This window comes from Campylobacter sp. RM16189 (genome assembly GCF_012978815.1).
GTDB lineage: Bacteria > Campylobacterota > Campylobacteria > Campylobacterales > Campylobacteraceae > Campylobacter_A.
In genome coordinates, this window is the sequence record NZ_LIWR01000005.1 from 34,283 (window position 1) to 48,128 (window position 13,846).

Here is a 13,846-nt window from a genome sequence, read left to right on the forward strand (position 1 = left end):
TATGAAAAATATTTTGGTAATTGCAGATGGAATTGTAGCGAAACATTTCTTAGAAAGATTGTTTGTGGCTAAAAATAGCTCACATCATTATACTGTTATAACTTATAAAGACGATATTATACCTAGAAATTTAAGCTTGGAAAATTTCTCTTTTTATCGGTTTGATCCTACTAGCTTTGAAAGATTAAAAGGTGTAGTGAATGATTATTTTAGCCAGTTTATGGTAGTTGTAAATGATAGCTTTGACGCTGTGAATGTATATAAAAATTTAAGGCAAATTAGCAAGAAAACCGATATTTTGCTTATGGATATTTGGGGGCTCGAGGATAAGTGCATAGATGAAGACAAACATTTGACGATTCTTGACGAGAGAGATGTTATGACGGTTAAGCTTATTGATTCACTTCCTGATATGCCTTTGGTAGCCGATAATGTAGGACTTGGAAGAGGTGAGATAATGGAGGTTAAGGTGCCTGTAGGAAGCTCATATATGTATCGTCACGTAGCATCCATACCTCAAAAAAAATGGCGTATAGTTATGATTTATCGTGGATCAAATTTTATGATCGCCACCCCATCATCAATGATATTGCCAAACGATACCTTGCTCATAGTCGGCGAACCAAGTGTGCTTTTAAGCGTATTTAGAAGTATCAAAAAAGAGACGGGGCAGTTTCCAAGCCCGTTCGGATCAAATTTGTATGCCCTGATAGATATGAAGAATATGAGTGAAGATGAGTGTAGAAAACTTGTCGCAAGAAGTATTAAATTTAACAAAAGACTAAACAACAAGAGACTTTATATCAAAGTGATAAATTCTATGATCAATGAGGTCTACGAAACTCTAAGAAATATGAATAATGAGTCTATAGTGGTTGAATTTAACTATTTTACCAGTAGTTGCGAGATCATAAAAGAAGATGTAACAAAGCACGATATAGGTATGCTAATAACTACAAATAGTTTTTTTGAAGCCAATAAAAGGCTGTTTTTTGATACAAAAAGGCCTATTATGACCATAGGCAAAAACAAGATAGAGGATATTTCAAAAGGCGTTGTTTTAAGTGGCGGAGAGGATATAGAGAGTCAGTCTGCGGCTATTCTTGATTGCTGCTCTCAGCTTGATATCCCTATTTCTTTATATCATTTTACTATTGGCAAGGCTAAAGACTCAAGTCTCGCAGAGCACTTTGACAACCTCTCTAGAATTTTCGGCAGAAAGGTGGAAATCATAGAGGATAGTGAAAAAAATCCGATATTAAAGCTAAAAAACGAGGAAAATTTGCTGCAATTTGTTCTATTTACCAAAAAAATGAGCAGAAAAGATCCTTTGGCATCTATTTCAAACGATATGAATAGGCTTTATGTTAAGCTTAGCGGTAATTACCAAATTTTTATACCAACAACTTAGTAAATTTAGATAGAATAAAACATATAAAAATGGGGGATGCTTTGCAAATCGATATAAATTTAAAAGATATATCAAGAAACTACAAGGTCTATATAGATGAGCTTAAAGAGCTAAAAATTGATACAAAGGTGGCTATTATTACTAATTCTAAAGTAGGTGGGTTACATCTTGATAGTCTGCTTGCTGTTTTAAAATGTAAAGAGAAATTTATCATTACCCTGCCTGACGGAGAAGAGTATAAAAATTTAAAGAGCATAGAAGAGGTTTTAGAACAGCTTTTTGTAAGTAGGCTTGATAGAAGTAGTGTTATCATCGCATTTGGCGGAGGTGTGATAAGTGATATGGCCGGGTTTGTAGCTAGCATTTATCAAAGAGGAATAAGGTTTATAAATATACCGACTACTCTTTTAGCTCAGGTTGATGCGAGTGTGGGCGGCAAAACAGGTGTAAATAATAAATTTGGCAAAAACCTTATAGGCTCGTTTTATCAACCAAGTGCGGTGTATTGTGAGAGTAAATTTTTACAGACCTTGCCAAAACGCGAATTTGCAGCGGGTGTTGCAGAGGCCGTAAAAATGGCTGTTATGTTTGATAAAGAGATGTTTGAGTGGCTTGAAAAAACTGATTTGAGCGATAATGAAAATTTACAAAATTTGATCTTTAAAAGCGTATCTTTAAAAGCAAAAGCCGTTGAAAAAGATGAGACCGAAAAAGGCATTAGAGCTGTGCTAAATTATGGCCATACCTTTGCTCACGTTATAGAAAATGAAACCGGATATAAGAGATTTTTACACGGAGAGGCTGTGGCTATAGGTATGAATATGGTTAATTCATTGGCGGTTAAATTAGGGCTTTTAACAGATTTAGATAGAGATAGGATTAAAAATTTGCTAGTTAAATTTAATCTACCTGTAGAATATAAAATTGCAGATTTAGATGTCTTTTATGATGCGTTTTTCTTAGATAAAAAGAGCGAAAATTCAAAGATTAAATTTATTTTACCAAATGGTATAGGTGGATATGAGATAAGGCAAGATATCCCAAAAGATATTGTAATGCAAGTTTTAAGCGAGTTTAAATGAAAAAAATATTCGTTTTTTTACTATTTTTTGTATTTTTGTTTGGTAATGGTGATGGAATAATAGCCGAATCAAACGCTACTGCCGCTATCAAAGATACCGCTTTGCTTGAGCTTAGGAATAAACTTATACCTATTAACGAAAAGCTTGCAGGCAATATTTGGATTACAAGGTATTCAAACTATAAAACATTTCAAAATTTAACAGATGAGCTTAAAACTATAGAGGCTATGCTTAAAAAGCAGAGTAAATCTAGTAGTAAAAGCACGATTGAGCTGCAAAAAAAGCAAAACACCATCAAAGAGCAGCTTGAGCTTTTAAAAGAATTTGAAAAAGCACCTTTTTCTAGCATGATAACGGCTCCTGAGATAGATAGTATGCAAAAGATCACAAACCCCATAGCTGTAATTTCTGGCTTTTCTTATATTAAGCAGCTTAGAAGCACTAAAGACGAATACAAGATACGTCTTGAGGGGCTTGATAGAATTATAGACGAGCTTAATAAAAAAGAGGAAATTTTATCTGAAATAGTAAAACTTAGCGAAGACGAGACCTATAAAAATGAACTGATTGATATTAGGCAGGAGATTGTCGAGTTTAAGGCTGCTGAAGATATCGCTCAGACTACATACAGTGTATATGAAAAAAGGATTATAGAGGCCATAAGTAGAGCGACCGAAGATATCAAGGCTCAAATGAAAAAGGCTATGAATATAGGGATTTTTATCCTTGTTGTTGTAGCTTTGTCGTTTTTATTTAAATTTATTATCAAAAAGACAATTACCGACAACGAGAGATTATATACTGCAAATAAATTTATAAATTTAGTAAATATAACTCTTATAATTTTGATTTTACTTTTTGCCTATATCGAAAATGTTACATATATAGTCACAGTGCTTGGTTTTGCGTCAGCTGGTATTGCTATCGCGATGAAAGATATGTTTATGAGTATGCTTGGCTGGATGGTTATAGTATTTGGCGGTAGTTTTCACGTTGGAGATCGTATCAAAGTGCGAAAAGACGGGGAAAATTTTGTGGGCGATATCATAGACATATCTCTTCTTAGAATGACCATATATGAGGATGTGACTTTTAACACTTATCAATTTAATCGCAGAGCCGGACGCATTATCTTTATACCAAATAACTATATTTTTACCGATCTTATAGCAAATTTCTCGCATCAGGGAATGAAAACCGTTTGGGATGGTATAGATATCACTCTTAGCTTTGAATCAAACCATAAAAAAGCTGTCTATATAATCAAAAATATAGTCAGAAAGTACTCTAAAGGCTATACAGACATAGCCAAAAAGCAGATGAGTAAGCTAAGAAATCAATATAGTATCAAAAATCCAAACGTAGAGCCTAGAATTTTTTCATTTATAGAGCCTCATGGGGTTAAAATTTCGGCTTGGTATATGACAAATTCTTTTGCCCCTATGGCGTTAAGAAGCACTATTAGCTCAGAAATTATAGAGAGCTTGCTAAAAGAGGATGATATAGTGATCGCATATCCTACTCAGACTCTTTATATGGATAAAAGAAGGAAGGCGAGCGATCCAAAACCTATAGAAAACAATGAAGAAATAATGTAATGCAGGCAAGAGAGAAAATTTACTTTAAAACCTTCGGATGTCGCACAAATATATATGATACCGAGCTGATGAAGAGCTACGTAAAGGACTATGAGATCACAAATGATGAAAATGAAGCCGATATCGTAGTAATAAACTCTTGCACCGTCACAAATAGCGCAGATAGCGGCACTAGAAGCTATATAAATAGCGTTAAAAAACGCGGCGCAAAGGTAATACTCACAGGATGCGGCGCGGTTAGTAAGGGTAGGGAGCTCTTTGATAAAAGCTCTGTTTTTGGCGTTATAGGCGCAAGTAAAAAAGAAGATATAAATTCGCTTTTAAAGTTTGAAAATCCATTTTTTGAGCTAGGGAATTTAGAAAGTATAGATAAAAATATAGTTACAAACTACGAAAATCACACGAAGGCATTTATAAAAATTCAAGAGGGATGTGATTTTGTATGTAGTTACTGCATCATTCCTTCGGTGCGCGGTAAGGCAAGGAGTATGAATGAGGCAAGTATCTTAAATGAGGCTAAAATTTTAGCTTCAAATGGCTATAACGAGCTTGTCTTAACAGGAACTAATATCGGTAGCTACGGCAAGGATACCGGCTCATCGCTTGGAAAGCTGCTTCATAGGCTTGGAAGCATAAACGGCATAAAGCGAATTCGTCTTGGTAGTATCGAGCCAAGCCAGATAGATGAGAGCTTTAGAGAAATTTTAAAAGAGAGTTGGCTGGAAAGACACCTTCATATTGCGCTTCAGCACACAAGCGAAGCAATGCTTAGGATAATGAGGCGCAGAAATAGGGCGCTTAAAGATATCGAGCTGTTTTTGGAGCTAGCAGAGCTTGGCTTTGCGCTTGGGACTGATTTTATCGTCGGACATCCCGGAGAGAGCGAGCAAATTTGGGCTGAGGCGCTGGAAAATTTTAAGAAATTTCCACTTACTCACTTGCACTGCTTTGCTTACTCGCCAAGAAATAACACTCACTCGGCAACTATGAAGATCGATGTAAGCGGTAATGTGGCAAAAGAGAGGATGAAAACTCTTAAAGAGATAGTAGCGCAAAATAACCTTAAATTTAGAAACGACAACAAAGTGCCTTTAAACATCTTAGTCGAGCAGTTAAACGGCGAATTTTACGAAGGGTTTGATCAGTTTTATAATAAAGTCAAGATAAAAACAGATAGAGATATTGTCAAAGAGTGGGCAATAGTGGATAAATACGATGTCAATAACGAGGCAAATTATGCAAAAATTTAAATTTAATAAGAAAAATATTATTGCTATTTTAGCGCTACTATTAATATGCTTGATGTCTATAGTGGCTTTTAAAAATCAGCCAAAAAATATTATGTATGATAGTTACGAAAAGCTACTTGATGGCAATCTGATATCTGAAGCTACTATAGTGCAAAATGAAATTTTGATCACGACAAAAGGCGGGCATAAATACACTATCGTAAAAGATGGAATAGATATGAGCAAGTTAGTTCAAAAAGTACCCGTAAATGTGAAAAAAGAGCATCCTATAATAGAAGAAATTTTAGCTGTAATATTTCTTATAGCGATTGGATACGGTGTTTTATTTGTTTATGGAAGATACAAGCTAAAGAAAAAATCGGAAAACACAAGCGATGAGAAAATGGGAGTGTATGAGATTGAAAATATATTTACAAGCTCGGTGATGCCTGCTATCTCAAACGTAAGCTTTAGCGATGTGGCGGGCATAAAAGACGTAAAATTTGAGCTTAGCGAGATAGTGGATTTCTTAAAAAATCCTGTTAAATATAAAAAATTCGGTATTAAAATGCCAAAAGGCGTGCTTATGATAGGACCTCCAGGAGTCGGTAAGACGCTTGTGGCAAAGGCCGTAGCGGGAGAGGCTAACGTGCCGTTTTTTTATCAAAGCGGTGCGGCGTTTGTGCAAATTTACGTAGGAATGGGTGCAAAAAGGGTTAGAGAGCTGTTTTTAAAAGCTAAGGCTTACGCACCTTCGATAATCTTTATCGACGAGATAGACGCGGTCGGTAAAGTGCGCGGCGGAAGTAGAAACGATGAGCGCGAGGCTACGCTAAATCAGCTTCTTACCGAAATGGACGGCTTTGAGGATAACTCGGGCGTCATAGTGATAGCTGCAACAAATAGGATCGAGATGATAGATGAGGCATTGCTTCGCTCGGGCAGATTTGATAGGAGAATTTATTTATCGATGCCTGATTTTTCAGACAGAGTTGAAATTTTAAAATCATATCTAAAAGATAAAAGCTCTAGCGTATCGCCTGAGGATATCGCTAAGATAAGCGTCGGTTTTTCGGGAGCCGCGCTTGCCACTTTGGTTAATGAAGCGGCCATAAACGCACTTAGGAACAATAAAGGCACAATAGATATGAGTGATTTTGAAAGCGTGCTTAATAAAGTCTTGCTTGGTAAAAAACGAGTGCTTAGCTATAGCGACGAAGAGAAGAAAATTCAAGCTCTTTATCAGAGCGCAAAGGCTCTAAGTGCTTATTGGTTTGGGGTTGAATTTGAAAAAATTTCGCTTGTAGAAGATCACTTTAGAGCCACTGAACGCGAGATAGAGTCTAAGACTCAAATGCTATCTCGCATAAAAGTATGCCTTGCCGGTATGAGCGCTCTAAAAGAGAGCAGGGACGACATCTTTTCAAATGCACACAGCGATATAGCAAAGGCAAAAGAGATCGCTCAAAATATGGTTTTTGAGTATGGTATGGGCAAAACTCTAGTGCCAAATCCTGCTGATGTGGAGAGCATACTTCAAGAAGCGTATAGCGAGATATCGGAGTTCTTGCGAGGGATGAAGGCGCAAACGGAAAAAATTTGTGAGTACATCATAGCAAACGAGAGTATAGATAAGACAGCGATAAAGATAATAATACAAAGCTCTTATGAATAATTTGCAATAATATGCTAAAATCGCATATATTTTAACAATGGAGTAAAATTTATGAAGATAAAAATAGGAATTTTAACGCTTTCAGATAGAGCAAGCGAAGGTGCTTATGAAGATAAATCGGGACCTGCGATAAAAGCAGTGCTTGATGAGTGGATAACAAGTGAGCGCGAGTATATATACGAGGTAATTCCTGATGAGTTTGAGCTTATAAAAGAGCGACTTATAAATATGATTGATAATCTAGGATGTAATCTGGTTTTAACCACTGGAGGAACCGGTCCTGCGGTTAGAGATGTAACTCCTGAAGCAACTGAAGCAGTATGCGAAAAGATGATGCCCGGCTTTGGTGAGCTAATGCGAGCGGCAAGCTTGAAATTTGTGCCTACTGCAATACTGTCACGCCAAACAGCTGGCATTAGAGGACGCGCCTTAATCGTAAATTTACCGGGACAGCCAAAGGCTATAAGAGAGTGCTTGGAGCCGATATTTCCTTCTATACCTTACTGTATTGATCTTATCGAGGGTGCTTATATAGAGACTGATGAAAATGTGATGAAGGTCTTTAGACCAAAGCAAAAGAAGATTTCTTAACTAATCAAAAGGAGAGCTTCAAATCTCTCCTTAATCTATTTTTTTGATTTTTTTATGTAAATATAAATTGCCGTTATGGCAGCTACTGCAACAAGCATTGCTAAGACTATATTTTTAAATAGCTCTTTATTGTAATCAGTTCCTAGATAATACCCCACAGCAAGTAAGATTGCCACCCAAATTCCTGCACCAAGTGTAGTATAAAGGCTAAATTTAAAAAGATTCATTTTAGCTAGACCTGCCGGAAGGCTTATATATTGACGAATTCCAGGGATTAGACGGCAGTTAAATGTAGAAATTTCGCCGTGTTTATTAAAGAAATTTTCAAATTTTTGCATCTTTTCTTCTGTAATTCGCACATATTTGCCGTATTTTAGTATGAGATCTCTTCCGAAAAAGTAGCATAAGTAGTAGTTAAACACCGCACCCGCTAAAGAGCCGCCGGTGCCTGCTAAAAAAGCTAGGATTAGATTCATCTCACCTTTGCTTGCAAGATATCCGGCAGGTATCATAACTATCTCGCTTGGAAACGGGAAAAACGAGCTTTCTAAAAACATCATGCAAAATATGCCGACATATCCCCATTGCCCGACAGTCTCAACGATAAAATTTATAACTTCACTGAGCAAATTTAGCCTTTGTAGTAAAATTTGGATTTATATAAAAGCCTAAACTAAATGTTTAGGCCTTGGGTTGCATTAAAACGCAGGAAGAATAGCGCCTTCGTATTTACTCTCTATAAATTTTTTCACTTCAGCCGAATTTATAGCTTTATCTAAAGCTTTTATTTTTGGAGCGTTTTCATTGCCTACTTTTACAACCACGTAGTTCGTATAAGGGCTATCTTTGCTCTCAAGCGCAAGCGCATCTTTTGACGGATTTAGCTTCGCGTTTAAAGCGTAGTTTGTATTGATAACCGCGATAGTTACATCTCCAAGCGTTCTTGGAATTTGCGCTGCTTCGATCTCGCTAAATTTTAAATTTTTAGGATTTTCTACGATATCAAGCGGAGTTTTTAGAGGATTATCGTTTAGCTTGATAAGTCCTGCAGTTGCAAGCACGTCTAGTGCGCGGCTTTCGTTTGTCGGATCATTTGGTATAGCCACAGTGTCGCCGTTTTTTAGCTCGTTTAGATCTTTTATCTTAGCTGAATAAACTCCCATTGGCTCAAGGTGAACACCTACCGTTTTAACCAAATGAGTGCCTTTGTTTTTGTTAAATTCGTTTAGATATGGCAAGTGTTGAAAGAAATTTGCGTCAAGATCGCCATCTTCGGTTGCCAAATTTGGGATAGTGTAGTCGTTAAACTCTTTGATCTCAAGTTTAAATCCGTCTTTTTCAACTAGAGGTTTAACCACTTCAAGAATTTCTGCGTGAGGAACAGGTGTAGCGCCAACTATGATTGTCTTAGTTTTATCAGCCGAGCTTAAAGTTACTGCAAGTAGTGCACCAAGTAGAATTTTAGAAAATTTCATTTTTTTATCCTTTAAATTTTAAATACAGCTAATTCATTTAAAAGGATAGTATAGGCGAGAAGCTTATTAAATTTCTTTTTAAATGTTTAGCTTGAACTAAGCACTTAAAAAGAAATTTGTGCTTAGCGTTAGTCTTTCGACGACTTAAATTTTACACAACGACACATTTCGCACATATCTGATTTCATTTCAATCCTTTCTTTTAAAATAATTTTGAGATTGTAGATAAAAAATATTTAAAAAAAAATAAAAGTAGCACAAAATGCTACTTTTTTGTTATTTTGTAGAGTAAATTTCCGATTGACTGGAAAATTTGAACCATTATGATTAAGATAACCACGGTATAAAGCATGATGTCAGGTCTAAAGCGTTGATATCCGTAGTTGATCGCAACCGCTCCAAGACCGCCTCCGCCTACCGCTCCCGCCATTGCCGAAAAGCCGACTATAACTATCAAAGTAAGGGTTATGGCAGATATTATGCCGGGAAGCGCCTCAACGAACATTATCTTAAATATGATCTGCGAATTTGAGGCTCCAAAGCTTTTAGCAGCTTCAATTATGCCTTTGTCTACCTCTTTTAGTGCGCTTTCAATTAGCCTTGCGATGAAAGGTGCGGCACCTATCGTAAGAGGCACGATGGCTGCCGTTGTGCCGATACTTGTGCCCACTATCATCTTAGTAAACGGGAAAAGCACGATGATGAGTATGATAAACGGAAAGCTTCTTAGCGTGTTTACGATTATATCAAGCACTAGATACAGCTTTTTGTTTGGCTTAAGTCCGTCTTTATCGCTAAGCACTAAAAGTACCGCGGGGATAAGCCCAAGCGCGAATGCAAGCAGTGTGGAAACCAAGCTCATATAAAGCGTCTCGTTAATCGCAGGAAGCAAAATTCGCTCAAAAACATCGGGAAATTTAGAAAAATCTATCCCAAACATTACGCTACCTCCCATAAAACGCCGCTTTGTTTGACGTACTCTATCACTTTTGCCTCATCTTCTTTTTCTACGTTTATAACAAGCGAGCCAAGGACATTTTCGTTTAGCTTTTCAAGCTTGCCCCAGACGATGTTAAAATCTACATTTAGAGTTCTTGCCATGTGAGTTATGATACTTTTTTGCGCTACCTCTTTTGGGAAAAACAGACGGATATTAACTCCGCTTTGAGGCAGAATTTCAACTTCGCCTAAAAACTCTTTCATCTTTTCATCCGGTTTTAAAAATAGCTCTTCGATACTTCCTGAACCTATGATTTTGCCGTGTTCTAGCAGGATCGCTCTATGTGCGGTTGATTTTACGACTTCCATCTCGTGAGTGACGATAACTATGCTTATTTTTAGCTCGCGATTTATCTTCTTTAAAAGCTCGAGAATCGAATTTGTCGTGTTTGGATCAAGGGCCGAAGTCGCCTCATCGCTTAGTAAAATTTTAGGATTTAATGCAAGCGCTCTAGCTATGGCTACACGCTGCTTTTGACCTCCGCTTAGCTCGCTTGGATAGCTTTTTGATTTGTTACTTAGCCCTACAAGCTCGAGCAATTCACTTACTCTTTTTTGAATTTCGCTTTTTGGATATTTCCAAAACTCAAGCGGTGTTGCGATATTGTCAAATACGTTTTTTCTAGCCATCAGAGCAAAATGCTGAAATATCATGCCGACATCTTTTCTAAAGTGTCTAAGCTCGTTTGCGCTCATATCTTTTATCTCTTTACCATATACTTTTACAGAGCCGCTTTGATAACTCTCAAGTCCGTTTATGCAGCGAAGCAGAGTGGATTTGCCTGCTCCGCTATGTCCGACAAGTGCGAAAATTTCGCTCTCATTTACCGTAAAACTCACATCATCTATGACTTTTGTATCGCCATAGTATTTAATCAAATTTGAAATTTCTATCATTAAGTTTATATGCCCTGTTATTTAAATAAAAAATAATAAATCACATAAAACCAACTAAGAAATCCATGTATAATCGCCCATAAAATGCTCTTATTTGCACCCCATGACAAGGCGACCGCAACGACAGTTCCTAACGTAAATCCACCAAATCCTAAACCCTTCATTCTTATCCTTTAAGTTATTTACTAAATTTTTTAAGCTCAGCTTCCACCTTTTCAAACTGCTCTTTTGCACTTGCAAGGCCTGCTTTGTTTGTTTCTATCACATCAGCAGGGGCGTTTGCTACAAATTTTTCGTTATTAAGCATGTTTGAAAGCTTTATTATCTCTTTTTCAAGCTTATTTTTTTGCGCGGTAAGTCTACTTATCATCGCCGACATATCAACGCCTTCAAGCGAGATAAAGACTTCTAAATTTTCGCTTACATCGCATACTGCATCAGCTATCTTGCTGCTTACAAATTCGATTTGCTCGCATTTGGAAAGTAGGGCGATATACTCTTTTGCCTCGCTTAAATTTTCGCTTCTGTTTAGCTTTACGTAAGCCTTTGAGATTTTAGAATTTCCTAGGTCAATCGTAGCTTTTGCGCGTCTTATAGCAACTATCGCTTCGATTACCAGTGAAAAAATGCCTTCTATCATTAAATTTTGCTCTTTTATCTCAGGATAGCGTGAAATCATTATAGAGCCTGAGTTTTGTAAATTTGTGCCGCTTAGCTCGTGATATAAGTATTCGCTTATAAACGGCATAAACGGACTTAGCAGCCTCATCGCCTCTTTAAATATGCTTCCAAGCTCTTTTACGCTACTTTTATCGGCTTTACTAAGCTCGATTCCCCAGTCGCAAAACTCATCCCAGAGGAATTTATAAAGCGCATTCGCAGCGTCGTTAAAGCGGTAGGTATCGATATTTTCACGCACTTGGCGAACACACTCATTAAAGCGACTGTTTATATAAATTCCAAGCTTGGTTTTAAGCTCTATCTTATCAAGATCTTCAAATTTACTCTCGTTTAGTAGCAGGTATTTGCTGGCGTTATAAAGCTTATTGGTGAAATTTCTTACTAATTTAATCTTATCTTCGCTAAGCTTTATGTCTCGACCCTGAACGGCAAGAAGTGCCAGAGTAAAACGCAAGATATCGGCGCTATACTCCTCAATACTATCAAGCGGATCGATCACGTTTCCAAGGCTTTTACTCATCTTTCTACCTTGCTCGTCTTTAACTAAAGCGTGCAGATATATATCGCTAAACGGAAGCTCGCCAAGCGCATTTTGCCCTTGAAACATCATTCTTGTAACCCAGAAAAATAGTATATCAAAGCCTGTTATCAGCAGGTTGTTTGGATAAAATTCAGCTAAATCGTTTTCAAACCATTTTTCGTTTTTAAGCTCGTCACCGTTACCCCAACCAAGCGTGCTAAAAGGCCAAAGACCGCTAGAAAACCAAGTATCAAGCACGTCCGGATCTTGATGGAAATTTTTGCTTTTACACTTTCTGCACTCTGTCGGTTCGCTCTCATCAGCCCACTCATGGCCGCAATCATCGCAATAAAAAACGGGAATTTGATGTCCCCACCAAAGCTGACGAGATATACACCAGTCGCGAAGTTCTCTCATCCAAGCGTTAAAGCTATTTATCCAGTGTGGAGGGTAAAATTTAGCAAGACCGCTTGTTACATCTGCAATTGCCTGATCGGCTATCTCGCGTTTTACAAACCACTGTTTTGAAATGTAAGGTTCTACGATATTTTTGCAGCGGTAGCAGTAGCCTACTTGATTTTCGTAGTCTTCAATCTTTTCGATGTTGCCAATCTTTTCTAGCTCCGCTACGATGATATCTCTTGCTTCAAGTCTTTCAAGACCTTTAAATTTATCGCACTGATCGTTTAGGATTCCAGCCTCATCAAAGCATGTGATGAACTCCAAATTATGGCGCTTGCCAACCTCGTAGTCGTTCATATCGTGAGCAGGAGTAACCTTAACAAGTCCTGTTCCAAACTCCATATCCACGTGCTCGTCGGCTATGATCTCTATCTCGCGGTTGATGATAGGCAAAACCACTTTTTTGCCGACTAGGTGTTTATATCTCTCGTCGTTTGGATTTACCATTACGGCTGTATCGCCGAAGTATGTTTCCGGGCGAGTTGTGGCTACTACGATATAGTCTTTGCTATCTTTTAGAAAGTATCTGATGTGATAGAGCTTGCCTCTGTTATCTTTATGCTCAACCTCGATATCGCTAAGTGCGCCATCATGCGTACACCAGTTTATCATGTAGTTTCCGCGAACTATCGTGCCGTTTTCATAAAGCTTGACAAATGCCTTTTTAACGGCTTTTTTAAGCCCTTCATCCATAGTAAATCTCTGGCGACTCCAAGCGGGAGTTATGCCAAGGCGGCGCATTTGATGAACTATCATGCCGCCGCTTTTTTCCTTCCATCGCCATACGCGCTTTACGAACTCTTCGCGTCCTATGCTCTCTTTTGTTATACCTTGAGCTAAAAGCTGCTTTTCAACGACGTTTTGAGTGGCGATGCCTGCATGATCAAGCCCCGGCTGCCAAAGTGTTTTGTAGCCGTCCATCCTTTTATAGCGGGTGATGATATCTTGAAGTGTAAAAGTAAGGGAGTGTCCGATATGAAGCGAACCTGTGACGTTTGGAGGAGGCATCATAATGCAAAATTTGCGTCCGTCTTTTTGGATCTCTTTGTTTGCATCTATCTCGAAATATCCGCGCTCTTCCCAAATTTTATAAAATTTCTCTTCAACCTCTTTTGCGTTGTAAAAACTCACTTCAAATCCTTTTAGAATTTATCAAAAATGCTCGATTTTATCAGAATTTTACTAATAAGGCGATTAAATTTGTAAGAGTAGATTTAAATTTAAAG

At 37.6% G+C, this 13,846-nt stretch carries 12 protein-coding genes; 6 read left to right on the forward strand and 6 right to left on the reverse strand.

The genetic code is table 11. From position 1 onward, the window contains the following. Nucleotide 1: 1 nt before the first annotated feature. Genes CDOM16189_RS04560 through mog form a run of 6 tightly spaced genes read left to right on the forward strand, consistent with a single transcriptional unit; the run spans nt 2 to nt 7,586 of the window. Nucleotides 2-1,411 (forward strand): COG3400 family protein, encoded by a 1,410-nt coding sequence (locus CDOM16189_RS04560; RefSeq protein WP_169974757.1) that lies wholly within the window; start codon nt 2-4, stop codon nt 1,409-1,411. Between the two features lie 41 nt (nt 1,412-1,452). Then, the gene (aroB, locus tag CDOM16189_RS04565; RefSeq protein ID WP_169974755.1) at nt 1,453-2,493 is read left to right on the forward strand and encodes a 3-dehydroquinate synthase; all 1,041 of its coding nucleotides are present in this window, start codon (nt 1,453-1,455) and stop codon (nt 2,491-2,493) included. Next, nucleotides 2,490-4,091, forward strand: coding sequence for a mechanosensitive ion channel family protein (locus tag CDOM16189_RS04570; protein ID WP_170000774.1), 1,602 nt, complete (start codon nt 2,490-2,492; stop codon nt 4,089-4,091). The genes aroB and CDOM16189_RS04570 overlap by 4 nt, the downstream gene beginning before the upstream one ends. Then, on the forward strand, nt 4,091-5,341 hold the full coding sequence (mtaB, locus tag CDOM16189_RS04575; protein ID WP_170000775.1) for a tRNA (N(6)-L-threonylcarbamoyladenosine(37)-C(2))-methylthiotransferase MtaB: 1,251 nt from the start codon (nt 4,091-4,093) through the stop codon (nt 5,339-5,341). The genes CDOM16189_RS04570 and mtaB overlap by 1 nt, the downstream gene beginning before the upstream one ends. Then, nucleotides 5,328-6,995, forward strand: coding sequence for an ATP-dependent metallopeptidase FtsH/Yme1/Tma family protein (locus CDOM16189_RS04580; RefSeq protein ID WP_170000776.1), 1,668 nt, complete (start codon nt 5,328-5,330; stop codon nt 6,993-6,995). The genes mtaB and CDOM16189_RS04580 overlap by 14 nt, the downstream gene beginning before the upstream one ends. 51 nt (nt 6,996-7,046) lie before the next feature. After that, nucleotides 7,047-7,586 (forward strand): molybdopterin adenylyltransferase, encoded by a 540-nt coding sequence (gene mog / locus CDOM16189_RS04585; protein ID WP_169974747.1) that lies wholly within the window; start codon nt 7,047-7,049, stop codon nt 7,584-7,586. A gap of 35 nt (nt 7,587-7,621) precedes the next feature. On the opposite strand, the gene CDOM16189_RS04590 is transcribed toward mog, so the two are convergent. The 6 genes from CDOM16189_RS04590 to CDOM16189_RS04615 form a co-directional block, all read right to left on the reverse strand. Further along, nucleotides 7,622-8,215 carry a DedA family protein gene (locus CDOM16189_RS04590; protein ID WP_170000777.1) on the reverse strand — a complete coding sequence of 198 codons (594 nt, stop codon included), beginning with the start codon at nt 8,213-8,215 and terminating at the stop codon, nt 7,622-7,624. Between the two features lie 69 nt (nt 8,216-8,284). Further along, nucleotides 8,285-9,061: a MetQ/NlpA family ABC transporter substrate-binding protein gene (locus CDOM16189_RS04595; RefSeq protein WP_170000778.1), complete on the reverse strand. Its 777-nt coding sequence runs from the start codon at nt 9,059-9,061 to the stop codon at nt 8,285-8,287. A gap of 265 nt (nt 9,062-9,326) precedes the next feature. Next, on the reverse strand, nt 9,327-10,001 hold the full coding sequence (locus CDOM16189_RS04600; protein ID WP_170000803.1) for a methionine ABC transporter permease: 675 nt from the start codon (nt 9,999-10,001) through the stop codon (nt 9,327-9,329). Further along, nucleotides 10,001-10,957 (reverse strand): methionine ABC transporter ATP-binding protein, encoded by a 957-nt coding sequence (locus CDOM16189_RS04605; RefSeq protein ID WP_170000779.1) that lies wholly within the window; start codon nt 10,955-10,957, stop codon nt 10,001-10,003. Before CDOM16189_RS04605 ends, CDOM16189_RS04600 begins: the two co-directional genes overlap by 1 nt. A gap of 17 nt (nt 10,958-10,974) precedes the next feature. Further along, the gene (locus CDOM16189_RS04610; RefSeq protein ID WP_169974737.1) at nt 10,975-11,121 is read right to left on the reverse strand and encodes a hypothetical protein; all 147 of its coding nucleotides are present in this window, start codon (nt 11,119-11,121) and stop codon (nt 10,975-10,977) included. A 14-nt stretch (nt 11,122-11,135) separates the two neighbouring features. Beyond that, a complete protein-coding gene (locus tag CDOM16189_RS04615) occupies nt 11,136-13,751 on the reverse strand; it encodes a valine--tRNA ligase (protein WP_170000780.1) in 2,616 nt (871 codons plus the stop codon). Nucleotides 13,752-13,846 lie beyond the last annotated feature (95 nt).